This window comes from Roseateles sp. GW821-FHT09H10, from assembly GCF_059415865.1.
Map to the genome: position 1 here is coordinate 1191391 of NZ_JBWKOB010000002.1, position 22595 is coordinate 1213985.

Sequence of the window (22595 nt, forward strand, 5' to 3'; positions counted from 1 at the left end):
GCCGAGATGACAGCGCCGTGAGCGCGGGGCGCCCGCTCAGGTCCTGGCGCCCAACTCCCGCAGCTGGGCCACGGCGGCCGCGAACTGCTGGGCGACCTGCTTCAGCGCATCGAGCTCGGCGCCGGCCCGGGCCAGGGCCTTCTGGGCCGCCTCGCGTGCCGCGGCCTCGCCACCGGCCGGTGCCGCGGCGATGGCGCCGAGGCGGGCCTGGGCCTCGGTCAGCGCGCGGGCCAGGTGCTCACGCAGCTCCTCGAGGCGGCGGTCCAGGGCCGTCGCGAAGCCCAGGGCCTCTTCGGTCTTGGGGTCGACGCGCTCGCCAGGCCGCGTGGCCTCGCGCATGCCGTCGACGGTGTCGCGGTCCGCCTTGATCTGGGCCTCCAGCGCGTCGCGCTCGGTGGTCAGCGCGGCCTGCTGCCTTTGCTGGGCGGCCGGGTCGGTGGGCACGTTGCCGTCGCCGCGGGCGCGCAGGCCTTCGCTGGCGCTCTTGCTGCCGAAGTAGAAGCCGATGACGGTGGTCAGCAGCGTGATGATGGCGGTGAGCAGCTGCTTCTGGGCGTCCACGGCGGCGGCCGAGGGGCGGGGCTCCAGCGTGTAGAGATGGAGCTTGGCATTGGCGCCGGGGTCGGCACCTGAGGGCGCGCGGCCGGGCGAGGCGACGACGACCATCAGCGAAGGCACCTGCTGGTAACGCGCCAGCTCGATCTCCAATCGAGGCACGGGCACCTCGACCTGCTCCAGCGGCTTGTCGCTGAGGCGCGGGGTGCTGGCCTGGCTGTGCGCGTCGCTGAAGAACTTGAGGCCGAAGACGGCGAACAGCACCATGACGCCCACGGCCAGCAGGGTGCGCACCGAACCCGAGGGCAGGCCGAAGGCTTCGTTGGCGTCGTTGAGCTGGAGGCCGCCGAAGACGATGGCCGTCAGCGTCAGCGCGGTGGCCATCAGCACCAGCAGGCCGACGAACCAGAGGGCGGAGTCGCCGCTGCGGCCCGGCAGCATCAGCATGACCGCCAGCACCGCGCAGACGGCCAGCAGGCCGATGACGCCCCATTTGACCCGCCGGGAGATGTTGCTGCTGTCCTCTTCATCCATGGCGACCTCGCGCTGGCTGGCAAGACCGCCACCCTAGCCGCCACGGCCGAGCCGGGCATCCTCAGGCTTGCTGAGGCTCAGGCCCGGCGCCGGGCGGCGAAGCCGAGAAGGCCAAGGCCGGCGACCAGCATGGCCAGGGATGCCGGCTCAGGGACTGCGCTGACGCTCACGCCCGTGACCGTGCCGTAGTAGGCCGGGAAGCCGCCCTGATCGCCGAAGGACTGGACGACGAAGTCGTTGGTGTCCAGATGCATCCACGCGCCGGGCGAGCTGCTGACGATCTGGAACTCGAAGCGATAGCCGGAGCCACCGGACGCAAAGCGGCTGAAGTCGAACGGGATGGCCGCGGTGTTGCCGTTCTGGATGAAGAAGCTGTCAGGGCTGGAGAAGAAATTGAAGTGCCCGTTGTTCGCCGAGCCCCGGGCCACCAGGCCTTGGCCGTCGAATATCGAGTTCTCGATCTGGAACGTCCCGAAATGACCCCAGCCGGTGGGCAGGATCCACAGGGAGTTGTTCGTGGCCGGCTGCACCGGCAGCGAGAACTCGACGACCAGCCGGCTGCCGGTGGTCAGGGTGACGGGCACCGCCTGGGCGGGGGCCATGTGCAAGGCGAATGCCGTCGCGGCCGCCCAAGCGGCCATCTTGAACTTGGAGGTCAAAGCTGTTCTCCCTGGTGTGATGGAAAGCCGCGGATGATGGTGGCGCCGCCACTTGCCGCGACGCGCGCCTGCCCCCAGGAATGCGGGGGGCGAGACCATCACAAGACGGTCGTGACCCCGCGATGCGGGACACCGGGAGCCGGGAGCGCACACTCACACCATGGCCCATGCCCACACCCTCGGCACCGAGCGCTTCCACTTCGCCGACCTGCGCACCCTGCTGGCGGCTGCCTTCGGCGCAGATCTGGGCGATGGCGCACCGAGCGCCCGGGCCATCGCCTTGTTCACCGACGCCGATGCGCAGGAAGTGGAAAGCGAAAGCGTCACGGGGCCCTTCAATCTCTGGACCTGGCGCGGCCTGCAGCCCGACCGGCGGCTGCCCGAGGCGAGCGCCGCGTCACCGGAGCACTGGATCTGGAACGAGGGCTGCCCCGCCGACATCCCCGGCTTCGAAGGCCAGCGCGTCGTGCTGCTCGGCCCGGCGCCCTATCCCCGCACCTGGAATGCAGGCCGGACGTTCCCGGGCATGGTGGGCGAGTTGAGGATCGAGCGGGCGCTCACCGCGGCAGAAACTGCCGATTGGCTGTCACGGCTCGCGCGGGCCGCCGATTCCTGAGGCCGCGGTCGTGCGCATGCCCGCCGCCTGGGTCCTGGAGGGCGGCCCTCATTTGTCGAGGCGCAGGCTGCCGCTGCCCACATAGACGGTCTTGCCGTCGTCGTACACGGGGAAGCTCAGCAGGCGCTCCTGGCTGCCGTCGTCGTAGTCCAGCTGCAGCACGAAGCCGCCGAGCCGATAGCGGCCGCGGCGGCTGGCGCCGTCGTCCTTGTTGGCGCCGCTGGTGGCGGTGGCCGTGCCCATCGGCCCGGCCACGCTGCCCGCCATGGTGCTGCTGCTGCCCTTGCCGTCGCGGTGCGAGGACGAGGCGATCTGGGTGCCGTTGGTGGCCGCCAAACTGCCCGAGGTGCCCAGCGAGCTGCTGCTGCGCTCGAAGCGGCCGTCGCGCGTGAAGCGGATGGCGCGCCTGGACGACACGCCGCCGGTGATCAGGCTGCCGTTGAAGCTGCCGCGGCTGAAGTAGCCGTCCAGGCGCGTGTCCTGGGGCCAGGGCTTGACGGGGTGGTGCTTGCCGCCCTTCCAGTCGCCCGTGGGGCGGCCGTCGAAGTCCTGCGCCTGCATCTCGTACTGCTTGCCGGCGCTGCGCCAGCGGCCCCACTGCTGCGGCTCCAGCTTGCGCGAGGCAGCCACGTCGAGCTGGTCGGGCGGCATCTCGGTGCGGCTGTAGACCGTGCCGTCGCGCAGCAGGAAGCGCACATCCTCTTCCCAGGTCGTGCCGTTGTTGAAGTTGCTCTTGCCCTCGATGACGATGGCGGCCAGGTCCTTCTCGGCCAGGCCGCGGCCGGGCGGGCTCATCACGCGCTGCAGCAGCACTTCCTTGCGCCGCAGCGGCTCCTGGACCAGCGGCGACGGCAGCAGGTGCGAGGCGTCGGCCACCAGGGCCACCAGCTTGAGGTCGGCGGCATAGGGGCGCAACGACGTCATCACCCCGCGCACCACCACCTCGCGGCCCACCCAGGCCTCGGCATCGAAGTCGAGGTCGATGCGGGCGCGAGAGCTGCGCTCGCCCTCGTCCACGAACAGGCCGAAGAAGTCGCCGTTGCGGCTGCTGGCCCAGCGTTTGACCCGCCCCTTCACGTAGAAGAAGCCATGCTCGCGCTGGGCCTGGTCGGCGGACATCGAGTCCCAGCCGCCCTGATGCTGCTGCGCCAGCGCGGCAATCTGCGTCGGCAGCAGCACCTGGGCGCCGGCGGGGGCCGTGGTGGCCGGCAGCTCGGCCAGGCGCGACGCCGCGTCGGCGCGCACCAGATCCATCGCCGTGGCGGCAGCCTGCGGGTACAGCGCGGCCACGTCCATGCCCGGCGACTGCAGGTCGCGCACCAGGGCGGCGCAGGCCTTGTCGGGCGCGGGGTCGGCCAGCACGCGGGCCCGCATGGGCTCGATGATCTCGTCCCAGTCCGGCGCGCGGCCAAGGCGGTTGCGCCGGTTGGCGCTGACCAGCACCGCCTTCAGTTGCGGCAGCTGGTGCTTCTCGCGCCAGGCCACCCAGGCGGCGCGCAGGGGGCCGAAGGACGGCGCGCCCAGGTCGTCGCAGGCCGACAGCGAGGCCTCGGTCATCACGTCCAGGCTGACGGCGTTGACGAGCTGACCCACGGCGTTGCGGTCGACCGTCGGGCCTTGCGCCACAGCCGGGGCGGTGGCCATGCAGCATGCCCATGCCATCAGGCCGGTGAGGCTGGCGTGCGGATGCATCGGGGCAGGACTCCTGAATCGAAAGGGCGCGATGTTCGGCAGCCGCGCCCGCGCCGGCCATCCCATGCTTGCAACCCCGGTAATCCTCACGGCCGCGGGTTGTCATGCAGGCGCCGCCGCTTTTGCGGACACTCGCGCCATGGGCTACAGCCACACCCTCGGCACCGAGCGCTTCCACTTCGCCGACCTGCGCACCCTGCTCGCCAAGGCCAGCCCGCGGCGCTCGGGTGACGAGCTGGCGGGCGTTGCCGCCGCGAATGCCCGCGAGCGGGTGGCGGCCCAGCTGGCTCTGGCCGACCTGCCACTCAAGGCCTTCCTCACCGAGGCCGTCGTGCCCTACGAGAGCGACGAGGTCACGCGGCTCATCGTCGACACCCATGACGCCGCCGCCTTCGCGCCCATCGCCCACCTGACCGTCGGCGGCCTGCGCGATGCGCTGCTGGCCGATGCCGTCGACCCCGCGCAGATCGCGCCCGGCCTGACGCCCGAGATGGCCGCCGCCGTCAGCAAGCTCTGCCGCGTGCAGGACCTGATGCTGATCGCCAGCCGCTGTGAGGTCGTCACGCGCTTTCGCAGCACGATAGGCCTGCGCGGCCGCCTGGCCACGCGCCTGCAGCCCAACCACCCGACGGACGACGAAGCCGGCATCGCCGCCAGCCTGCTCGACGGCCTGCTGATGGGTGCCGGCGATGCCGTCATCGGCATCAACCCCGCGACCGACAACCTGCCCCAGGTGATGCGCCTCGTGCAGATGCTGGACGCCGTCATCGCCCGCCACGAGATCCCGACGCAGAGCTGCGTGCTGACCCATGTGACGACGACGCTGGAGGCCATCAACCGCGGCGCGCCGGTGGACCTGGTGTTCCAGTCCATCGCCGGCACCGAGGGCGCCAACCGCGGCTTTGGCATCACGCTGGCCTTGCTTGAAGAAGCGCAGCAGGCAGCGCTGGCTTTGAAGCGCGGCGGCCGCCAGGTCATGTATTTCGAGACCGGCCAGGGCAGCGCCCTGTCCAGCGGCGCCCACCAGGGCTGCGACCAGCAAACGCTGGAATGCCGCGCCTATGCGGTGGCGCGGCGCTTCGAGCCGCTGCTGGTCAACAGCGTGGTCGGCTTCATCGGGCCGGAATACCTGTTCGACGGCAAGCAGATCCTGCGCGCGGGCCTGGAGGACCATTGCTGCGGCAAGCTCCTCGGCCTGCCCATGGGCGTGGATGTCTGCTTCACCAACCACGCCGAGGCCGATGTCGACGACGTGGACAGCTTGCTGACCCTGCTGTGCACGGCCGGCTGCAACTACATCATGGGCGTGCCGGGCTCGGACGACATCATGCTGGGCTACCAGAGCACCAGCTTCCACGACGCCCTGGCCATGCGCCGCCTGCTGGGCCTGCGGGCCGCGCCCGAGTTCGAGGCCTGGCTGCAGCGCATGGGCATCTTCGACGGGCGGCTGGCGCTGGCGGACGGATTGCCCGAGCGCTTTGCGGCCATGCTGGAGCAGACGTGAGCGTTGTCGAGCAGCCTTGGTCGCGCCTGCGGGCCTACACGGCCGCGCGCATCGGCCTGGGCCGAGCCGGTGCCAGCGTGCCGACCGCCGCGCACCTGGCCTTCCAGCAGGCCCATGCCGAGGCGCGCGACGCCGTGCATGCGCCGCTGGATGCGCAAGCGCTGCTGGAAGGCCTGCGTGCGCTGGGAGAGGCGCCGTTGAAGGTGCAGAGCCGTGCGGCAGACCGCGCGAGCTATCTGCAGCGGCCCGATTTCGGGCGACGGCTCGATGAAGCCGATGCGCGGGCACTGCAGGCGCTGAATGCTTCCCCGACCGACCTGGCCTTCGTGCTGGCCGACGGCCTCTCGGCCCTCGCCCTGCAGCGCCAGGCCCTGCCGCTGTTCGCGGCGCTGCGTGAGCGGCTGCTGGAGGAAGGCGGCTGGACCTGGGCGCCGCCCGTTGTCGCCACGCAGGCTCGGGTGGCCCTGGGCGACGAGGTGGGGGAACTGCTGAAGGCGCGCTGCGTCGTCGTGCTGATCGGCGAGCGGCCGGGGTTGTCGGCGCCGGACAGCCTGGGGCTCTATTTCAGCTGGGCGCCGCGCATCGGCCTGGTGGATGCCGAGCGCAACTGCATCTCGAACGTGAGGCCCGAGGGCCTGGCGCCGGCCGCTGCCGCGCTCAAGCTGCACGGGCTGCTGCGCCTGGCGCGAACCCGCCAGCTGAGCGGCATCGCGCTGAAGGACGAGGAGGACGAGCGCACCCTGCCGACGGCGGCGGGTGCGCCGTTGATGCGCCTGCTTGCGGGCTAGCGGCGCGGCGTCAGCGTGTCGACACCGGCGCCCGGGTCTTCCTCGCCGGCCACCGAATCATCGAAGGCGCCGTCCTTCACGTCGCGTGCCGGCCGCTGCTTGGCGGTGGGGCGTTCAACGTCGCCGGACTGCGGCACGGTGGTCGCGGGTTCGGGCGGGATGGGCGGTGTGCGGGTGGGGTCAGGCATGGCGGCCTCCAGTTCAACAAAAGGGGCGGCAGCGCCGCCCCTCGATCACAAGCGGCGCGAGCCGGCTTACATCCACCACGCAGAGCCGTAGTAGTCGTAGACCTTGCGGCCGTACTCGTCGTTGTAGGTGGGCGTTTCGTCGCTGGGGTAGCGCGGCGCGCGTTCCAGCTGGGCCTTGTCGACGTTGACGACGTAGCCGTCCTTGCTGGTGTCGTACTTCAGCTGGTCCCAGGGCAGGGGGTAGCGGTCGCTGCCCATGCCCAGGAAGCCGCCGAACTCCAGGGCGGCATAGCGGACCTGGCCGGACTTCTTGTCGATGACCAGGTCATCGATGGAGCCGAGCTTGTCGCCGCTGGGGCTGTAGACGTTGGTGCCTTCGACCTTGGACGAAGAGATGGTGGGACTGACACTGGCCATGATGGACTCCTGTAGTGAACATGGGCACGGGGCAGGCCGGTGGCCTGCTCCGCCAGGTGCTGTGCACCATGCGTCCAATATGCGCGGGTCGCGGCGCCGGCACAGTCGGGCCAGGCGCACCGGGGATGTAGGAGCGGACCGACCGTGAGGTGACCCGCCGCCGAGGCTCCCGCCTCAGTTCTCATCCAGGCTGATCAGCCCCTCGCGCAGGGCCCACTTCACGAGGGCGGCGATGTCGTTCAAGCCGAGCTTTTTCATCAGCCGGCTGCGGTAGGTGTCCACGGACTTGGGCGACAGGTGCAGGGCCTCGCCGATGGCGCTGCTGGTTGCGCCTTGGGCCACCATCAGCAGGATCTGGCGCTCGCGCGGCGACAGATCCTCCTCGTCGCCCTGCTTGCCCGCGCCGGTCAGCATGGAGGCGGCGAACTCGGCCGCCTGGGGGCTCAGGAAGCGCTCGCCGGCGGCCACGGCCTTGACGGCCTGCAGCACCTCGGAGCTGGCCGAGCCCTTCAGCAGATAGCCCCAGGCGCCCAGGCGCAGGGCCTCGGCGACGTGGCGGGGCTGGTCGGACATGGTCAGCACGATGACGCGCAACTGCATGCCGCGCTTGCGCAGCTCCTCCAGCAGCTCGAAGCCCGAGCGCTGGCCCAGGCGCAGGTCCAGCAGCACGACGTCGGGCTGCAGGCGGCCCAGGTCGGCCAGGGCCGGCGTGGGGCCGGCGGCTTCGCCGATCACCTCGTGGCCGGCGGTCTCGAGCACGACGCGCAGGCCGTCGCGCATGATGGCGTGGTCATCGATCAGGTAGATGCGGCTCATCGGCGTGGGCCTCGTCGGGCGCCTCCCAGGTCAGGACGACCATGGTGCCATGGCCGGGCCGGCCGTCAATGTGCAGTTGCGCACCGATGGCCAGCGCGCGTTCGCGCATGCCGATGAGGCCGAGGCGGCCGGGCAGCGCCCCCAGCTGCAGGCCGCGGCCGTCGTCGCTGACGGCCAGCTCCAGCTGGAACTCGTCGCCGTCCAGCCTGACGGTGATGCTGCCGGCCTCGGCGTGGCGCAGCGCGTTCAGCAGGGCCTCGCGGGCGACCATGAAGACGGCGTACTCGATGTCGGCCGGCCAGCGCTGCAGCTGGGCCGACTCGCTGGCCCGCAACTCGAGGCGGGCCTCGCCGTCGTGATGCTGGCGGATCTCGTTGTCGATGGCGGCAGCCAGGCCGAGTTCGTCCAGCAGCGGCGGGCGCATCTCGGCCAGCACGCCGCGCACCTGGCGGTTGGCCAGCACGATGAGGTTGGCGATGCGCCCGTCCATGCGCTCGCGCTGCTCGGCACTGGCGCCGCGCCAGGCCTCCCAGTGCAGACGCAGGGCGGCCAGGGTCTGGCCGAGCTCGTCGTGCAGGGACTGGGCCAGGCGCCGGCTGGTGCGCTTCTCCTGGTCGAGCAGGCGGCGGTTGAGCAGCGTGACCTCGTCGCGCGTGGCCTCGACGAGGCGGGTCTGGGCGGCGCGCTCGCTGACGTCGCGCAGGATGAGGCCGAAGCGGCCCGCGCCTGGCGCCAGGCGCAGCGCATACAGCGAGCCCTCGAAGCGGCGCTCGCGGCCATCGGGCCCCGGGGCCTGGATGCGCAGCTCGCACCAGCCGTCGATCTGGGCGCTGCGCATCCAGGCCGCGCAGCCGCCGAAGCCGGGCAGCAGGGTGTCCACGCCGCGGCCCAGGGCGGCTGCCGGCGCATGGCCGCTGATCAGCTCGGCGCCGCGGCTCCACTCCAGCACCTGGCCCTGCATGTCCAGCGTGGCGAGCAGGGTGTCGACGGCGGCATCGGCCAGGGCGCGCAGCCGGCCGGCCATGGCGTCGGCGCGCGCGCGGGCGCAGCGTTCGGGGCGGATGTCGTGCACGATCTGCAAGGCGCCGCGCTGGCGGCCCTGGCCGTCGAACATGGGCACGAGATGGCATTGCGCGGCCACGGTGTCGCCGCTGGGCGTCAGCGCCTCCAGGCGCATGACGAACTCGCCCGGCGGGTCGCCGAGCTGCTGGTGGAGCCGCCCCAGGCCTTCGCGCTGCGACGGGTCCACCAGCGCCTCGCCGACCAGGCGGCCGCGCAGGGCCTCGGTCGTCCAGCCCAGCAGCCGCGTGTAGGCCGGGTTGACGTATTCGCAGCGGTGGTGGTGGTCGGTCAGCGCGATGGCGACGGGCAGGTGGTCGATGGCGCGGCGCAGGTTGCCGGCGTCGCGCGCCAGCCAGCCCATCAGCATCTCGGTGGGCGACTGCGGCCCGTGCTGGGCGCGTTCGGCGACGAGGTCCTGCACGCGGGCGCCTACATGGGCGAGGTCCGCGCCGGCGGCGCCCTCGGGCAGCACCTTGTCGATGATGTGGTCCCAGGGCGCCAGCAGACGGCGCGCGATCCAGAAGCCCGCGGCAGCCAGCAGCAGGGCGGCGGCGATGCCCACCCACAACATGGACGAGGTCAACTCGCGCAGCGGCGCCAGCGCCACGTCCTCGCGCTGCAGCACGACGGCCCGCCAGGGCAGCAGCGGCGCGTCGGCGCCGCCCAGGCCGCGCAGGGGCGACTGGGCCAGCAGCCAGCGCTGGCCGTCGGCGCTCTGCCAGGCGCGCGGGCGCGGATGGGCGGGCGGCAGGCCGGCGGGCACGACGCTGGCCGGCGCGACGCTGCGCGCGCCCGGCTCGGTCAGCACCAGGCCCTGCAGGCCCTGCGCGGCGGCGTCGGCGGGTTCGCCGAGGCTGAGGGCCATCTGCTCGCGCACCCAGTCCAGGCCAAGGTGCACGGCCACGACAGCCACGACCTCGCCGGCTTCGTTGAGCACCGGCTCGCCGATGTCGATGAGTTCGCGCGCGCCGCCGGGCAGCTTGGCCAGCAGCGGCGCCAGCGCCACGGGTTCGTGCACATCGCCCACCATGCCGTCCAGGCCGCGCCGGAACACCGGCCGCTGCGCGATGGAGGCGCCTTCCAGCCAGCCGCGGCTGGCGGCGAGGACCTGGCCGTCCAGTCCCACCAGGCCGGCCCAGACGAAGCGTGGCGAGCGCTCGACGAGATGGTCCAGCTCGGCGCGGGCCCGGCCGGGCGCCGCGCCGGGGCGCAGCAGCGGCGAGCGCGCCAGCAGGCGCACCTGGCTGACGGCGTCGCGCAGGGCCAGCTGCAACTGCAGGCCGAGGACGTCGGCGCGCTGCTGGTTGCGCACCAGGCTGCGCTCGACGAGCTCGGCGCCCAGCAGCCGCTGTTCGAAGGCCAGCAGCACGCAGGTCAGCGCGGCAACGGCAAGCGCCGGCAGCAGCGCGAAGCGCCAGGTCGGCCGGGCGGGGCGTTTCATGGCGGCGTCCTGAGCGGGGCTGGCGGCCTGGCCGATCGCGAGGGAGCTGCTGCGGGCGGCCATGGGCTCACGCAGCCCTGGCGGCGGCCAGCATCAGCTGTGTCGGTTGCGTCAGCGGTCCCTCGTCGCGCATGCCTCAACTCCGTTGTCGTGTCGCCCGGGGCCCACTGTCGGTCAAGAGATGTAACGGCGCCATGAGGTTTGTGTAGGGGATTCTTGATGGTCGCTGTCGGGGATGCCGGAAACCCCTCAGGACCCCCTCGCCAGCCGGGCCGGGCGCGAACAAGATGCGCGCCATGCTCATTTCTGACCCACCCGACGCCGCGCCCCTCGTGCTGCTGGCCGGCACCGCGCCCGAAGGCGCCGCCGCGCTGCTGCGCGAGGCGGGCTATCGCGTGCGCGCCGCGGCTTCGGGCGCCGCGCTGCTGCGTCTGGCGGGTGGCGAGCCCCGGCCCAGCCTGCTGCTGCTGGCCGAGACCGTCGCCGACCAACACGGCCTGGACCTCCTGAGCCGGCTGCGGGATGACGCGGCGACGCGGGCCATCCCCGTGCTCTTCGTGTCGGGCGGCGGCGACGAGGAGCTGGCCCTGGCGCTGGGGGCCTCCGATTGCCTGAGCCTGCCCTTGCGCCCACTGCTGCTGCTGGCGCGGGTTCAGGCCCACCTGACCCTGCATCGCCTGTTGGCTCGCAGCACGGGTGGCTCGATGAGGGCGGTGGTTTGAGCGCCCTGCCCCTACCCGCCGCCGGCCCGGCGCGCTGGCTGCGCCGCCTGCGCGACGCCGGCCGTGCCCGCCTGCTGCGCCGGCGCAGCCAGGCCCTGGGGGCCCAGGCCATGCAGATGCTGGACGCGGTGCTGGCCGATGCCGGCGTCGCCGTCGTCGTCTACGACGCCGAGGGCCACTGCCTGGTCTGCAATGCCGAGGCCGCCCGCGTCGCCGGCCTGGCCGTGGCGCCGCTGCCGGGCAGCAGCCTCGTGGGCCGCATGCCCGATGTGATGCTGCACGGCCCCTTCGAGGCGAGCGATGCCGAGACCTGGCAGACGCCGGCCGGCCCGCGCCTGTTCCGCGTCAACCGCGGCCGCCTGGCCGGCGCGGGCGAGCCGCGCTATCTCGTCGCCCGCGACGTGACCGAGCAGCGCTACGCCGCCGAGCGCCTGGCGCGCAGCGAGCAGCAGCTGTCGCTGGCGATGCGCGGCGCGGCCCTGGGCCTGTGGGACTGGCAGGTGGCCACCGGCCAGGTGCATGTCAATGAGCGCTGGGCCGAGATGCTGGGCTACCGCCTCGAGGAGATCGAGCCGCATCTGGACAGCTGGCGCTCCCTCGTCCACCCCGACGACTGGGCCGCCATCGATGCCTCGCTGCTGCCGCATCTGCGCGGCGACACCGACAGCTACCGCTGCGAACACCGCCTGCGCCACCGCGATGGGCACTGGATCTGGGTGCTGGACGCCGGCCAGGTGGTCGAGCGCGACGCCGACGGCCGCGCCCTGCGCGCCATCGGCATCCACCTCGACGTGACCGACAGGCGCGGCGCCATCGATGCACTGGAGCGTTCGCGCCGCGAGCTGGAGGTCCGCGTGCAGGAGCGCACCGCCGAGCTGCAGCAGGCCTCGGCCGAGGCGCGCGCGGCCAGCGAGGCCAAGTCGGCCTTCCTGGCCAATATCAGCCACGAGATCCGCACACCGATGAATGCCATCGTCGGCATGTCGCGCCTGCTGTCGCGCTCGGCCGTCGACGCCGAGCAGGCCGCGCGCATCGCCACCATCGAGAGCGCCGCCGGCCACTTGATGACGCTGATCGGCGATGTGCTGGACCTGTCCAAGATCGAGGCCGGCCACATGGTGCTGGAGCGGCTGCCGCTGGCCCTGCCCGAGCTGCTGCGCCAGTCCCTCGGCCTGTTCGGCCCGCAGGCCCAGGCCAAGGGCATCGCACTGAGGCTGTGCGCCGCCGGCCTGCCCGAGCGCCTGCTGGGCGACCCGACGCGGCTGCGCCAGGCCGTGCTCAATCTCGTCGCCAACGCGGTCAAGTTCACCGACAGCGGCGAGGTCGTGCTCAGCGTGACCGAGCTGCCCGAAGCGAACGATGGTGCGGTGCGGCTGCGTTTCGAGGTCAGCGACACCGGCCCGGGCTTCGGCCCCGAGGTGGCCGGCCGGCTCTTCAGCGCCTTCGAGCAGGGCGATGCCAGCATCGCGCGCCGCCACGGCGGCACCGGCCTGGGCCTGGCCATCACGCGGCGCATCGCCGAGATGATGGGCGGCGAGGTCGGCCTGTCCAGCCAGCCGGGCCGGGGCGCGCGCTTCTGGTTCACCGCCCGCCTGGCGTGCGACCAACGGCCGCGCGGCTTCGAGGAAGGCCCCTCCTTGCGCCTGTCGGCTGCCGAGCGGCTGCGCCTGCGCCACCATGGCCGGCGCCTGCTGCTCGTCGAAGACAACCCGGTCAACCAGGAGATTGCGCTGGCGGTGCTGGACCAGGGCGCGCTGGAGGCTGTCGTCGCGCCCGATGGCGAGAGCGCCCTGCGCGAGTTCGCCGACTACCCGGCCTTCGACGCCGTGCTGATGGACCTGCACCTGCCCGACATGGACGGCTTCGAGGTGACGCGCCGCCTGCGCGCGGCCGGCCTGCGGGCGCCGGTGCTGGCGCTGACGGCCAGCGCCATGCCGCTGGAGCGCGAACGGTGCGAGCGCTTGGGGCTGGCCGCCTTCCTGACCAAGCCGCTGGACCCCGACGCCCTGCACGAGGCGCTGCTGGCGGTGTTTGCCGCCGTGCCGCAAGCCGCCTGAGCGGCTTCAGTCGGCCGCGATGGCCTCGATCTCCAGCAGCCAGTCGCTGTCGTAGATGCCGGCAATGAGCACGGTCAGCGCCGGGCTGCGCGCGCCCAGCACCTCGCGGCGGATGGCGGAGTTCTCCAGCGCATGTTTCCTGTCGCCCAGATAGGTCGTCACCTTGACGAGCTGGTCGAGCGTCATGCCGGCCGCCTTCAGCTGGGCGTCGACATGGGCCCAGACGAGGCGGCATTGCGCGGCGAAGGTCTTGGGCACCGCGCCGGCCTTGTCGACGGGGATCTGGCCGCTGATGAAGAGCAGTCGCGAGGGCGCCTTCAGCTCCAGGGCTTGCGCATAGCCGCCCGAGGGAGCGGGGGCTTCGGGGGCGTTGACGGCGCGGGTCTTGGCGGCCATGGCGGTTCCTGTGAGAGGGGTGAGGCTGAGGGCGACGGCGCGGCGGGTCAGCGTCATGGCTTGCTCGCGGGGCAGGCCGGGGGCCAGGTGTTGTCCGGGCTGGCTCCGAGGTCGATGAGGAAGAGCTCGCCAGAGCGCTGGCCGTCTCCTTGAGCGAACAGCAGGCGGTCGGCCTTGGGCGACAGCAGGGGGCCGACCTGGAAGACGTCGTCGCGGGCCGGCACGCGGCCCAGCGGCCGCCAGCCGTCGCCCTGGCGCGCAAAGCGGTAGAGATGGGAGCGGCCCTCGCGGTCGGACACGACGACGGCCTGGCTGCCGTCGCGCGACATCTCCACCTCGTAGTCGTTCTTCGCGGTGTTCAGCGGCGCGCCGAGATTGGCGACGCGCCAGCCGCCGTCTGCCTGGGGCGTGGCGACATAGACGTCATTGCCGCCCAGGCCACCCGGGCGCTCGGAGCCGAAGAAGAGGCGGCCGTCGGCCAGGCGGCGCGGCAGCAGCTCGGACTGTGCCGAGTTGATGGGTTCGGGCAGGCGGCGCGGCGCACCCCAGCCGCCGCGGCCGTCGCTGTCAGCGACCCAGATGTCCAGGTCGTCGCCCTTCTTGCCCGGGAAGGGCCGGTTGGACACGAACCAGAGCTGGCGGCCATCGGCCGTGATGAAGGGATCGGCCTCGCTGGCCGGCAGCGGCGCGGCGATGGACAGGGGTCTGGCCTCGCTCCAGCCGGTGGGGCCGCAATCCGACTGCATCAGCCGGTAGGCCGAGAACTGCGGATTGGCGCGCATGAAGACCATGCCCTGGCCGTCGGGCGTGAAGCTCGGCGAGGACTCGTACTGGTCGGTCGAGACGCGCTCGGGCGTCCAGCGCATGGGAGCGCTTGCGGAGGTGGCGGCGGCAACGGCGAGAGCCAGCAGGACCTTCATGGCGGTGTCCGAGGTCAGTGGGGACGCAGTCTGGCGCCGCGGCGCACGGCTGACCATAGTCACCCCGGTGGTCGGCGCAGGCCTACAGCCGGACGGCCCGCACACCGACTGCGGTGTCAGCACGCGGCGCCGAAAGTGAAGCACCACGCCGCCGATTTCCCATGCCGCCCCGCCAGAGATTCAAGCTGTTGACCGTGACCGCCCTGGTGGCGGTGGCGGCCCTGGCTGCCTGCCGCAAGGAGGTGCCGCCGCCGCCCGGACCCGATGAGCTGCCCCGGCCCAAGACGGCGCTGGCGGCCTACGCCCTGCCCACCGCCCTGCTGCGGCCGGGCCACTGAAGCAGCCCATGGCCGAGGCCAGTTCCCGTGCGATCTGGAAGGGCGCCATCTCCTTCGGCCTCGTGCATGTGCCGGTGTCCCTGCACAGCGCCACGCAGGAGCAGGAGATCGACTTCGACTGGCTGGACAAGCGCAGCATGGACCCGGTGGGCTACAAGCGCGTCAACAAGCGCAGCGGCAAGGAGATCGCCAAGGAGCACATCGTCAAGGGCGTCAGGCTCCAGGGCAGCGATGACTATGTCGTGCTGTCCGACGACGAGATCAAGGCGGCCTATCCCAAGCGCACCCAGACCCTGCAGATCGAGTGCTTCGTGAAGGCGGCGGAGGTGTCCTTCGTCTACATCGAGAAGCCCTACTACCTGGCGCCCGACGGCCGTGCCGGCCGCGTCTATGCGCTGCTGCGCGAGGCGCTGGAGACCTCCGGCGTCATCGGCATCGCGCGCTTCGTGCTGCACAACAAGGAGCACCTGGCCGCGCTGATCCCGGCCGGACCGGCGCTGATGCTGGGCGTGCTGCGCTGGGCCGAGGAGATCCGCTCGCCCGAGGCGCTGGACCTGCCCAAGGCCGGCGCCGGCGACCTCAAGGCTGCCGAGCTGAAGATGGCCCGCCAGCTGATAGACCAGATGACCTCGGCCTGGAAGCCCGGCCAGTTCAAGGACGACTTCACGACCGCCATCCACGCCCTCGTGAAGCGCAAGGCCAAGGCCGGCAAGAAGGCCAAGGTCAAGCCCTTCGAGGACGCGCCGGAGCTGGGCAGCAGCAGCAATGTGGTCGACCTGACGGAGCTGCTGAAGCAGAGTCTGGGTGGCAAGTCCAAGGCGTCGCCGAAGCCGGCGGCGACCAAGAGCAAGACGCGCGGCAAGAAGGCCGCTTGATTCAGGAGCAGCCATGTCCGCGAAGAACACCATCTGCCTGTGGTTCGACGGCGCCGCCGAAGAGGCCGCCCGCTTCTATGCCGCCACTTTTCCCGACAGCCAGGTCGGCGCCGTCCACCGCGCGCCGGGCGACTATCCGTCGGGCAAGGAAGGCGACGTCATCACGGTGGACTTCACCGTCTACGGCATTCCCTGTGTCGGTCTGAACGGCGGGCCGGAGTTCAAGCACAGCGAGGCCTTCTCCTTCCAGATCGAGACCGAGGACCAGGCCGAGACCGACAGGCTGTGGCATGCCATCGTCGACAACGGCGGCCAGGAGAGCCAGTGCGGCTGGTGCAAGGACCGCTGGGGCGTGTCCTGGCAGATCAGCCCGCGGGTGCTGAACGAGTCGATGGACAACCCCGACCGCGCCGCGGCCAAGCGGGCCTTCGACGCGATGATGACGATGAAGAAGATCGACGTGGCGGCGATCGAGAGGGCGTTGAAGGGCTGATCAGGCCAGCTTCACCACCGTCTTGCCGAAGTTGCCCCCCTGCAGCAGCCGGGCCAGGGCCGCCGGGGCCTGCTCCAGGCCGTCGACGATGTCCTCGCGCAGCGTGAGGCGGCCTTCGCTCAGCCATTGGCCCATGTCGCGGCGGAAGCTGTCGAAGCGCTCGCCATAGTGATCCAGGATGATGAAGCCCTGCATGCGGATGCGCCTGGCCAGCAGCGTCGCGAGGTCGGGGCCTGGCGAGGGCGCGGCGTCGTTGTAGTGGGAGATGAAGCCGCAGACGGGGATGCGGGCATGCAGGTTCAGCAGCGGCAGCACCGCCGCCAGCACCTCGCCGCCGACGTTCTCGAAATAGACGTCGATGCCTTGCGGGCAGGCCTGGGCCAGGCGCGCGGCGAGATCGGGCGCGCGGCGGTCGATGCAGGCGTCAAAGCCCAGCACCTCGACGGCATGGCGACACTTCTCGGCGCCACCGGCAATGCCGACCACACGGGCGCCCTTCAGCTTTGCCAGCTGGCCGACGATGGAACCCACCGCGCCGGTGGCGGCAGCAACGACGACCGTCTCGCCAGGCTTGGGTTGGCCGATGTCCAGCAGCCCGACATAGGCCGTGAAGCCCGGCATGCCCAGGCCGCCGAGGGCGTGCGAGGGATGCGCGACGTCCCCCAGGGCCAGCAGGTCGCTGCCGTCGGACAGCGCGTAGTCCTGCCAGCCGGCGTTGGCCAGCACCAGCTCGCCCGGCTTGAAGCCTGCATGGCGTGACGCGACGACTTCACTGACCGTGCCGCCCACCATGACGCCGCCCAGCGGCACCGGCGGCGCGTAGCCGGGGCCGATTGCCGCCATCAGGTTGCGCTGGTAGGGGTCGACCGACAGATACAGGGTGCGCAGCAGCACCTGGCCCTCGGCCGGTTCGGGAACGGGCTGGCTGTCGAGGTGGAAATGCTCCGGCCCTGGCGGGCCTTGCGGGTAGGCGGCGAGCGTCAGGCGGCGGTTCATGCGGCCACCTTGGCGGCCCGGGGGCCGTGGCGCAGCGTCAGCAGCGTGCCCAAGGTGAGCGCGACAACCGCGAAGGCCGGGCCGCCCAGCGCGCCGATGCGGTCCACCAGCAGGCCGCCACCGATGGCGCCGCTGGCGATGGCGATCTGGAAGCCCGCCACCATCAGCCCACCGGCGCCCTCGGCCTGGTCGGGCGCGGCGCGCACGATCCAGGTCTGGAAGCCGACCGGGAAGGCGCCGAAGGCAAAGCCCCACAGCGTCACGGCGATGGCCGTCACCCAGGCCGAGCTGCCCGCCACGAGCAGGCTGGCCGCCAGCACGGCGATCAGCACGCCGCCCGCGACGATGGCGTGGCGCTCGCTGCGCCCGGCCAGCCAGCCGCCGGCGAAGTTGCCGAAGAAGCCGCCGATGCCATAGCCCAGCAGCACGCCCGAGATGGCGCCGACGGACAGATGCGTCACCTGCTCCATCAGCGGCCGGATGTAGGTGAAGCCGGCGAAATGGCCCGACACCACGAGCAGCACCGCCAGCAGGGCCACGCGCACCGGCGGGCGGCGCAGCAGCTCGGCCAGCACGCGCAGGTCGGGCTTGTCGCGCGGCGGCAGGGCCGGCAGCGTCAGGGCCTGCACGGCCAGCGTGACGAGGCTGACCGCGCCGGCGGCGATGAAGGCGCTGCGCCAGCCCCAGACCTCGCCCATCCAGGCGCCCAGCGGCGCCGCGCAGACGGTGGCGATCGACACGCCGGTCAGGATGACGGACATGGCCCGCGCGAACTGGTTCTCGGGCACCAGGCGCAGGGCCAGCGCGGCCGACATCGACCAGAAGCCGCCCAGGGCCACGCCGAGCATCACCCGCGCCACCAGCAGCGGCCCGAAGCTGCTCGCCGTCGCGGCGATCACGTTGGACAGCAGCAGCAGCACCGTGAAGGCCAGCATGACGAGGCGACGGTCCAGGCGGCGCGTCAGCAGCGGCAGCGAGGGCGCGGCGATGGCGCCGACCAGGGCCGTGGCCGTGACGGCCTGGCCGGCCGCGCCGTCGCTGATGCCGAGGTCGGTGGCCATGGCCGTCAGCAGGCTGGCCGGCAGGAATTCGGCCATCACGAGGCCGAAGACGCCCAGCGCCAGCGAGCCGACGGCGGCCCAGTGGTGGGTGGGGACAGGTGCCGGGACGGGAGCGGCATGGGCGCCGCCGTCGGGGCAGGTGGAGCAGGAAGAGGTCGACACGGCTATCAAGACCCTGAGTGGCTAACGTTTTCATGCTAGGCATAGGATCCCGGCGTTTGAATGCCGAGAGAGCCGAGATGCTTGACTATTCGTCCAGAGGCCTCGAGACCGAGCCCGGCGTGCCTGACACGCTGACCCAAGTGCTGCTGGGCCTGCGCCTGGACGGCGTGGAGTACGGCCGCTGCCTGATGCGCGGACCCTGGGCCGTGGCCTTCCCGGCCCAGGCGGCCGCGCGCTTTCATTTCGTCGCCAGCGGCGGCGCCTGGCTGCGCACGGCGGCGACGGACTGGCAGCGGCTGAACCCCGGCGACGCGGTGCTGCTGCCGCATGGCAGCTTCCACATCCTGGCCAGCTCGCCCGATGTGCCGACGGTGGACATTGATTCGCTGTCCCGCGTCGCCGTGGCCGACAACATCTATCTGGTCGGCGGCGAGCACCAGGGCCCGCCGCAGCCGGGCGAGGCGGCGCCCGACGTGATGTTCTGCGGCGCGCTGCGCTTCAACCTCGACCCGCTGCACCCGCTGATCGCCATGATGCCCACCGTCATGCTGGCCGGCGACCTGGCCGCCAAGGACGCCACCGTGCCGGCCCTGCTGGACGCCATGGAGCGCGAGGTGGCCCTGGACCGCATCGGCGCCTGCGGCATCCTGGCCCGGCTGGCCGACGCGCTGGCGGCGAGCATCATTCGCGCCTGGGTGGAATGCGGCTGCAGCGACTCCACCGGCTGGGTGGCGGCCGTGCGCTGCCCCCGGATCGGCAAGGTCATCGCCGCCATCCACGCCGACCCCGAGCGCGACTGGAACGTGCCCGAGATGGCGGCGCTGATGGGCGCCTCGCGCTCCAGCTTCGCCGAGGCCTTCACGCGCACCCTGGGCGAGAGCCCGGCCAAGTACGTCGCCAAGGTCAAGATGTTCCAGGCGCGGCGCTGGATCGCCCACGACGGCATGCGCGTCGCGACCGCGGCAGACCGGCTGGGCTACGAGTCCGAGGCCTCCTTCAGCCGCGCCTTCAAGCGCGTCATCGGCCACGCCCCGAGCGCGGCGCGGGGGCCGTCTTCCTGAGCTTCAGGGCTCGCGTGCCCCCGAGGGCGTCACCCCGCAGGCCAGGCGGCCACCGCCGCCGCCCAGCGGCATGGGGTGGTCGGCATGGTTGTCGCCGCCGATGTGGATCATCAGCGAGCGTGCGCGCAGATCGCTCAGCTTGAGCCGAGGCGCGAGCACGGCATGGCTGGCGCTCTGGTCGGCCTCCACCACCAGGGCGGGCAGGTCGCCCAGATGGCCGTCGCCCCAGGGCGTGCCGTGGCGCTTGCTGCCCAGCGGGTCCAGGTGGCCGCCGGCCGCCAGCCCCGCCACCGGCTGGCCGTCGCGCAGGCCCGGTGCGCAGCTGGGGTTCTCGTGCACATGAAAGCCGTGGACGCCGGGCGGCAGGCCGCTCAGCGCCGGCGTGAAGACCAGGCCGTAGGCGGACTCGGTCACGACGACCTCGCCGATCGCCCGGGCCGTGCCCGTGCCGTCGATCAGGTGCATGGGCACGGTCAGGGCCGCCGCCTGGGCCAGGGCGGCGGGGGCGGCCAGCAGGGCCGGGAGGGTCAGGAAGAGGGCGCGCATCAGAGGTCTCCAGGTGCCGGGGCGGACCTGCGCCGGCGCCCGGCAGCGCCGATGCCGCCCACGGCCGCCGCCACCAGCGCGAGGCTGGCGGGCTCGGGCAGGGCGCGCAGGAGCTCGACCTGCACGTCGAAGGCGCCGCTGTTGTCGCCGAAGAAGGTGTCGTTGACCGAGGCGTAGATATGCCCGGCCGTCAGCAGCGTCAGCTCCGCGGCGTTGCCGATCAGGAACCAGGCGTTCGCCTGCGCGAAGCTCGGGTCGGTGCCCAGGTAGGCGTTGGCGTCCAGGGTGCCGATGAGGGCGCCGATGCGGGCGTTGAGGCCGGCGCGCCCGAACATGTCGTCGGCGGTGTAGGCGCCGTTCGGATTGAAGTAGGGCGCCAGCGGCGGGCAGGTGACGGTCGAGTTCGGCTGGCCGTCGGGGCGGATGACCGCGGAGCCGCCGCCGCAGATGTCGATGGTGCCCGAGCCCGTCAGCTGGTAGTGGCCGGCGGCGAACAGGCCGAGGTCGATCAAGGCGCCCGATGACGAGACGGGGGCGGCCTGGGCGGCGGGCTGGCATGCAAGGCAGGCCAGCACCAGCGCGAGACGGCGATGGAGCGAGAAGGAAATCATGAGGAGGTTCTCCGGGAGGGGGCGGCGCACCGTGCACTGCCTCTGCTCACCCGGACGCCCTGCCGGCGGCAAAGCGGACATCGCTGCTAGGGGGGCGCTAGCGGCCGAGCACCAGTTCCACGGCAAAGCCCTGGGCGCTGTCCGGCAGCGACAGCTCGCCGCCATGGGCCTGGGCCACGAGCTGGGCCAGCCGCAGGCCCAGGCCCTGTTCCGTCGCGCCTGACGCCAGCCGCGAGCGCAGCGCAGCCTTCTCCGCGTCGGCCAGGCCCGTGCCGTCGTCCACCAGCAGCAGGCTGCCGGGTTGGGGCTGGCTCAGCCACAGCCGCGTCGCACCGTGGCGCTGCGCGTTGTCGACGAGGTTGAGCAGGGCCGCCGCCAGCAGTTCGGCGTCGGCGCTCAGCGGGCAGGGCGGGCCGTCCAGCAGCTGCAGCGAACCCAGCGGCAGGCCGGCCAGCAGCGCGCGGGCATCCAGCGCAACGCGATGCAGCTCCGGCGTGCTGCGGAACAGCCGCAGCAAGGCCAGCAGCAGATGCTGCAGGCGGCGGCTGGCCTCGCGCACGCGCTGCAGGCGCGGCTGGTCGGGCAGCTCCTTCAGGGCCACGGCCAGTTGTGCGTCCATGCCGGCCAGCGGCGTGCGCAGCAGATGCGCCGACTGGGCGGTGAACTCGCGCTCCAGCGCAAGGCGAGCGCCCAGGCGTTGGCCGATCTGGCTCAAGGCCTCGTGGATGGGCCGCAGCTCGGCGCGCGTCGGCGGCCCCAACTGGGCGGCCAGCGCGCCGGGTTCGTCGCGCGTGGCGTCGAAGCGGGCCAGGCCCTCCGCCAGGCGCTGCAGCGGCCGCAGCTCGCGCTGCGAGCGCCAGGCCAGCAGCGGCAGGCCCAGGGCCGCCAGCAGCAGCGCGGCCAGCAGCGCATTGCTCGCCACCTCCACGCGCACCTCGCGGCGCTCGGCGCGCGTCTGGGCCACCACCAGCAGGCCGCGGCCGCCGCGCAGGGGCAGGCCGTAGAGCCGCCACTGCTCGCGATCGGCAAAGCCCGGCGCAGCCGGTTGCCAGTTGATCGTGGCGCCGGGGCTGGCGCGCAGCAGGCGGCCGCTGGCGTCGAACCAGGCCCAGGCGAAGCGCAGCTCGTCGTCGCCGTCGGCCGGCGGCGACTGGGGCGCGGCGCCGGATTCCAGCAGCAGCGGCGCCAGCTGCAGGGCGCTGGCCTTGAGGCCGTCGTCGAGCAACTCGTCCACCTCGGCGTCGACCGTCAGCACCGCCGCCGCGGTCACCGCCAGCGCCACCAGCAGGCTGCCCAGCCCCGTCACCCACAGCAGGCGGCGGGCTATGGCCGGCAGGGGCGGCTGCCGATCAGTCATGGCCGGCCTCGGCCTGCACGCGGTAGCCCATGCCGCGCCGCGACTCGATGCTGTCGCGCCCGAGCTTGCGCCTCAGGTTGGCGACATGCACCTCCAGCGCATTGCTGGCGGCCGGCTCGCCGCCGAAGCCCAGCACCAGGTGTTCCAGCATGTCCTTGGCCACCCAGCGCCCGGCGCGCAGGCCCAGGGCTTCCAGCACCGCCCATTCGCGCGCCGTCAGCTCGACGGCGGCGCCGCCGTACCAGGCGCGCCGGCCCGCGAAGTCGACCTGCACGTCCTGCTGCAGCCGCAGGCCCTGCACGCCGCCCTGCTGGCGGCGCAGCAGCCCGCGCAGGCGGGCGGCCAGCTCCTCGGGGGCGAAGGGCTTGACGAGGTAGTCGTCGGCGCCGGCATCCAGGCCGTCGATGCGGTCGGCCAGCGCGTCGCGTGCGGTCAGCAGCAGGGCGGGCGTCTGCTCGCCGGCGCGGCGCAGCTCGCTGAGCCAGGCGCGGCCGGAGCCGTCGGGCAGCTGCCAGTCCAGCAGCCAGGCGTCGAAAGGCTCGCCGAGCAGGGTGGCGCGGGCGCTCGCCAGGTTGCGGCACCAGTCGACGACATGGCCCTCCGCGGCGAGGAAGTCGCGCAGGCCCTCGCCCAGGAGGGGATCGTCTTCGAGCAGCAGCAGCCTCATGGCCGGCCAAGTTAGCACGACGGCACTTCAGGCTCGCTTCAGCGACGGCCCCTGCAATGGC

General features: G+C 72.5%; 24 protein-coding genes. 9 read left to right on the forward strand and 15 right to left on the reverse strand.

Translation table 11 applies throughout. From position 1 onward, the window contains the following. Window positions 1-36 precede the first annotated feature (36 nt). On the reverse strand, window positions 37-1089 hold the full coding sequence (locus tag AC07OY_RS13610) for a hypothetical protein (protein WP_495043125.1): 1053 nt from the start codon (window positions 1087-1089) through the stop codon (window positions 37-39). Between the two features lie 77 nt (window positions 1090-1166). After that, window positions 1167-1748 (reverse strand): PEP-CTERM sorting domain-containing protein, encoded by a 582-nt coding sequence (locus AC07OY_RS13615; RefSeq protein ID WP_495043126.1) that lies wholly within the window; start codon window positions 1746-1748, stop codon window positions 1167-1169. A 160-nt stretch (window positions 1749-1908) separates the two neighbouring features. Here AC07OY_RS13615 and AC07OY_RS13620 point away from each other — a divergent pair, with 160 nt between their 5' ends. Beyond that, window positions 1909-2364, forward strand: a complete 456-nt coding sequence (locus tag AC07OY_RS13620) for a hypothetical protein (protein ID WP_495043127.1) — start codon at window positions 1909-1911, stop codon at window positions 2362-2364. 48 nt (window positions 2365-2412) lie between these two features. On the opposite strand, the gene AC07OY_RS13625 is transcribed toward AC07OY_RS13620, so the two are convergent. Further along, window positions 2413-4008: a hypothetical protein gene (locus AC07OY_RS13625; protein WP_495043128.1), complete on the reverse strand. Its 1596-nt coding sequence runs from the start codon at window positions 4006-4008 to the stop codon at window positions 2413-2415. Between the two features lie 187 nt (window positions 4009-4195). Between AC07OY_RS13625 and AC07OY_RS13630 the strand changes: the two genes are divergently transcribed. Further along, complete coding sequence (locus AC07OY_RS13630; protein ID WP_495043129.1) at window positions 4196-5560, forward strand: ethanolamine ammonia-lyase subunit EutB; 1365 nt, start codon at window positions 4196-4198, stop codon at window positions 5558-5560. Further along, a complete protein-coding gene (gene eutC, locus AC07OY_RS13635; protein ID WP_495043130.1) occupies window positions 5557-6348 on the forward strand; it encodes an ethanolamine ammonia-lyase subunit EutC in 792 nt (263 codons plus the stop codon). Before AC07OY_RS13630 ends, eutC begins: the two co-directional genes overlap by 4 nt. Here the strand turns inward: eutC and AC07OY_RS13640 are convergent. The 4 genes from AC07OY_RS13640 to AC07OY_RS13655 all read right to left on the reverse strand — a co-directional run bounded on the left by AC07OY_RS13640 (window position 6345) and on the right by AC07OY_RS13655 (window position 10272). Then, a complete protein-coding gene (locus AC07OY_RS13640) occupies window positions 6345-6536 on the reverse strand; it encodes a hypothetical protein (RefSeq protein ID WP_495043131.1) in 192 nt (63 codons plus the stop codon). The genes eutC and AC07OY_RS13640 overlap by 4 nt on opposite strands. 66 nt (window positions 6537-6602) lie before the next feature. Continuing rightward, a complete protein-coding gene (locus AC07OY_RS13645; RefSeq protein ID WP_495043132.1) occupies window positions 6603-6953 on the reverse strand; it encodes a PRC-barrel domain-containing protein in 351 nt (116 codons plus the stop codon). A gap of 174 nt (window positions 6954-7127) precedes the next feature. Then, window positions 7128-7769, reverse strand: coding sequence for a response regulator (locus AC07OY_RS13650; protein ID WP_495043133.1), 642 nt, complete (start codon window positions 7767-7769; stop codon window positions 7128-7130). After that, complete coding sequence (locus AC07OY_RS13655) at window positions 7744-10272, reverse strand: sensor histidine kinase (protein WP_495043134.1); 2529 nt, start codon at window positions 10270-10272, stop codon at window positions 7744-7746. The genes AC07OY_RS13650 and AC07OY_RS13655 overlap by 26 nt, the downstream gene beginning before the upstream one ends. 296 nt (window positions 10273-10568) lie before the next feature. Here AC07OY_RS13655 and AC07OY_RS13660 point away from each other — a divergent pair, with 296 nt between their 5' ends. Further along, complete coding sequence (locus tag AC07OY_RS13660; protein ID WP_495043135.1) at window positions 10569-10994, forward strand: response regulator; 426 nt, start codon at window positions 10569-10571, stop codon at window positions 10992-10994. Further along, the gene (locus AC07OY_RS13665) at window positions 10991-13051 is read left to right on the forward strand and encodes a PAS domain-containing hybrid sensor histidine kinase/response regulator (RefSeq protein WP_495043136.1); all 2061 of its coding nucleotides are present in this window, start codon (window positions 10991-10993) and stop codon (window positions 13049-13051) included. Before AC07OY_RS13660 ends, AC07OY_RS13665 begins: the two co-directional genes overlap by 4 nt. A 6-nt stretch (window positions 13052-13057) precedes the next feature. On the opposite strand, the gene AC07OY_RS13670 is transcribed toward AC07OY_RS13665, so the two are convergent. Both AC07OY_RS13670 and AC07OY_RS13675 read right to left on the reverse strand, forming a co-directional pair. Further along, window positions 13058-13447 (reverse strand): RidA family protein, encoded by a 390-nt coding sequence (locus AC07OY_RS13670; protein WP_495043137.1) that lies wholly within the window; start codon window positions 13445-13447, stop codon window positions 13058-13060. A 53-nt stretch (window positions 13448-13500) separates the two neighbouring features. After that, window positions 13501-14367 (reverse strand): TolB family protein, encoded by an 867-nt coding sequence (locus AC07OY_RS13675; RefSeq protein WP_495043138.1) that lies wholly within the window; start codon window positions 14365-14367, stop codon window positions 13501-13503. A gap of 161 nt (window positions 14368-14528) precedes the next feature. On the opposite strand from AC07OY_RS13675, the gene AC07OY_RS13680 reads away from it, so the two are divergent. Genes AC07OY_RS13680 through AC07OY_RS13690 form a run of 3 tightly spaced genes read left to right on the forward strand, consistent with a single transcriptional unit; the run spans window position 14529 to window position 16073 of the window. Continuing rightward, window positions 14529-14705 (forward strand): hypothetical protein, encoded by a 177-nt coding sequence (locus tag AC07OY_RS13680; RefSeq protein ID WP_495043139.1) that lies wholly within the window; start codon window positions 14529-14531, stop codon window positions 14703-14705. Window positions 14706-14713: 8 nt separating this feature from the next. Continuing rightward, a complete protein-coding gene (ku, locus tag AC07OY_RS13685) occupies window positions 14714-15580 on the forward strand; it encodes a non-homologous end joining protein Ku (protein WP_495043140.1) in 867 nt (288 codons plus the stop codon). A 13-nt stretch (window positions 15581-15593) separates the two neighbouring features. After that, window positions 15594-16073, forward strand: a complete 480-nt coding sequence (locus AC07OY_RS13690) for a VOC family protein (RefSeq protein WP_495043141.1) — start codon at window positions 15594-15596, stop codon at window positions 16071-16073. Here the strand turns inward: AC07OY_RS13690 and curA are convergent, their stop codons facing one another. Together curA and AC07OY_RS13700 are read right to left on the reverse strand one after the other, a co-directional pair. After that, on the reverse strand, window positions 16074-17069 hold the full coding sequence (gene curA / locus AC07OY_RS13695) for an NADPH-dependent curcumin/dihydrocurcumin reductase (RefSeq protein WP_495043142.1): 996 nt from the start codon (window positions 17067-17069) through the stop codon (window positions 16074-16076). After that, the gene (locus tag AC07OY_RS13700; RefSeq protein ID WP_495043143.1) at window positions 17066-18292 is read right to left on the reverse strand and encodes an MFS transporter; all 1227 of its coding nucleotides are present in this window, start codon (window positions 18290-18292) and stop codon (window positions 17066-17068) included. The genes curA and AC07OY_RS13700 overlap by 4 nt, the downstream gene beginning before the upstream one ends. A 77-nt stretch (window positions 18293-18369) precedes the next feature. Between AC07OY_RS13700 and AC07OY_RS13705 the strand changes: the two genes are divergently transcribed. Next, entirely contained in the window at window positions 18370-19353 is a 984-nt protein-coding gene (locus AC07OY_RS13705; RefSeq protein ID WP_495043144.1) for an AraC family transcriptional regulator, read from the forward strand. Window positions 19354-19356: 3 nt separating this feature from the next. Here AC07OY_RS13705 and sodC read toward each other — a convergent pair whose 3' ends face one another. The 4 genes from sodC to AC07OY_RS13725 all read right to left on the reverse strand — a co-directional run bounded on the left by sodC (window position 19357) and on the right by AC07OY_RS13725 (window position 22534). Then, window positions 19357-19899 (reverse strand): superoxide dismutase [Cu-Zn] SodC, encoded by a 543-nt coding sequence (gene sodC / locus AC07OY_RS13710; protein ID WP_495043145.1) that lies wholly within the window; start codon window positions 19897-19899, stop codon window positions 19357-19359. Next, window positions 19899-20510, reverse strand: a complete 612-nt coding sequence (locus AC07OY_RS13715; protein WP_495043146.1) for a PEP-CTERM sorting domain-containing protein — start codon at window positions 20508-20510, stop codon at window positions 19899-19901. The genes sodC and AC07OY_RS13715 overlap by 1 nt, the downstream gene beginning before the upstream one ends. Window positions 20511-20607: 97 nt before the next feature. Beyond that, complete coding sequence (locus AC07OY_RS13720) at window positions 20608-21867, reverse strand: ATP-binding protein (RefSeq protein WP_495043147.1); 1260 nt, start codon at window positions 21865-21867, stop codon at window positions 20608-20610. After that, window positions 21860-22534 (reverse strand): response regulator, encoded by a 675-nt coding sequence (locus AC07OY_RS13725; protein ID WP_495043148.1) that lies wholly within the window; start codon window positions 22532-22534, stop codon window positions 21860-21862. Before AC07OY_RS13725 ends, AC07OY_RS13720 begins: the two co-directional genes overlap by 8 nt. Between the last annotated feature and the right edge of the window lie 61 nt (window positions 22535-22595).

What these genes read in the sequence shown, in the direction of transcription:
- curA (WP_495043142.1), bottom strand. Translation starts at nt 17,069, where the DNA reads ATGAACCGCCGCCTGACGCTCGCCGCCTACCCGCAAGGCCCGCCAGGG.
- AC07OY_RS13680 (WP_495043139.1), top strand. Translation starts at nt 14,529, where the DNA reads ATGCCGCCCCGCCAGAGATTCAAGCTGTTGACCGTGACCGCCCTGGTG.
- AC07OY_RS13620 (WP_495043127.1), top strand. Translation starts at nt 1,909, where the DNA reads ATGGCCCATGCCCACACCCTCGGCACCGAGCGCTTCCACTTCGCCGAC.
- AC07OY_RS13720 (WP_495043147.1), bottom strand. Translation starts at nt 21,867, where the DNA reads ATGACTGATCGGCAGCCGCCCCTGCCGGCCATAGCCCGCCGCCTGCTG.
- AC07OY_RS13640 (WP_495043131.1), bottom strand. Translation starts at nt 6,536, where the DNA reads ATGCCTGACCCCACCCGCACACCGCCCATCCCGCCCGAACCCGCGACC.
- AC07OY_RS13645 (WP_495043132.1), bottom strand. Translation starts at nt 6,953, where the DNA reads ATGGCCAGTGTCAGTCCCACCATCTCTTCGTCCAAGGTCGAAGGCACC.
- AC07OY_RS13705 (WP_495043144.1), top strand. Translation starts at nt 18,370, where the DNA reads ATGCTTGACTATTCGTCCAGAGGCCTCGAGACCGAGCCCGGCGTGCCT.
- AC07OY_RS13660 (WP_495043135.1), top strand. Translation starts at nt 10,569, where the DNA reads ATGCTCATTTCTGACCCACCCGACGCCGCGCCCCTCGTGCTGCTGGCC.
- AC07OY_RS13610 (WP_495043125.1), bottom strand. Translation starts at nt 1,089, where the DNA reads ATGGATGAAGAGGACAGCAGCAACATCTCCCGGCGGGTCAAATGGGGC.
- ku (WP_495043140.1), top strand. Translation starts at nt 14,714, where the DNA reads ATGGCCGAGGCCAGTTCCCGTGCGATCTGGAAGGGCGCCATCTCCTTC.
- AC07OY_RS13715 (WP_495043146.1), bottom strand. Translation starts at nt 20,510, where the DNA reads ATGATTTCCTTCTCGCTCCATCGCCGTCTCGCGCTGGTGCTGGCCTGC.
- AC07OY_RS13630 (WP_495043129.1), top strand. Translation starts at nt 4,196, where the DNA reads ATGGGCTACAGCCACACCCTCGGCACCGAGCGCTTCCACTTCGCCGAC.
- AC07OY_RS13625 (WP_495043128.1), bottom strand. Translation starts at nt 4,008, where the DNA reads ATGGCCACCGCCCCGGCTGTGGCGCAAGGCCCGACGGTCGACCGCAAC.
- AC07OY_RS13650 (WP_495043133.1), bottom strand. Translation starts at nt 7,769, where the DNA reads ATGAGCCGCATCTACCTGATCGATGACCACGCCATCATGCGCGACGGC.
- AC07OY_RS13655 (WP_495043134.1), bottom strand. Translation starts at nt 10,272, where the DNA reads ATGAAACGCCCCGCCCGGCCGACCTGGCGCTTCGCGCTGCTGCCGGCG.
- sodC (WP_495043145.1), bottom strand. Translation starts at nt 19,899, where the DNA reads ATGCGCGCCCTCTTCCTGACCCTCCCGGCCCTGCTGGCCGCCCCCGCC.
- AC07OY_RS13675 (WP_495043138.1), bottom strand. Translation starts at nt 14,367, where the DNA reads ATGAAGGTCCTGCTGGCTCTCGCCGTTGCCGCCGCCACCTCCGCAAGC.
- AC07OY_RS13670 (WP_495043137.1), bottom strand. Translation starts at nt 13,447, where the DNA reads ATGGCCGCCAAGACCCGCGCCGTCAACGCCCCCGAAGCCCCCGCTCCC.
- AC07OY_RS13690 (WP_495043141.1), top strand. Translation starts at nt 15,594, where the DNA reads ATGTCCGCGAAGAACACCATCTGCCTGTGGTTCGACGGCGCCGCCGAA.
- AC07OY_RS13725 (WP_495043148.1), bottom strand. Translation starts at nt 22,534, where the DNA reads ATGAGGCTGCTGCTGCTCGAAGACGATCCCCTCCTGGGCGAGGGCCTG.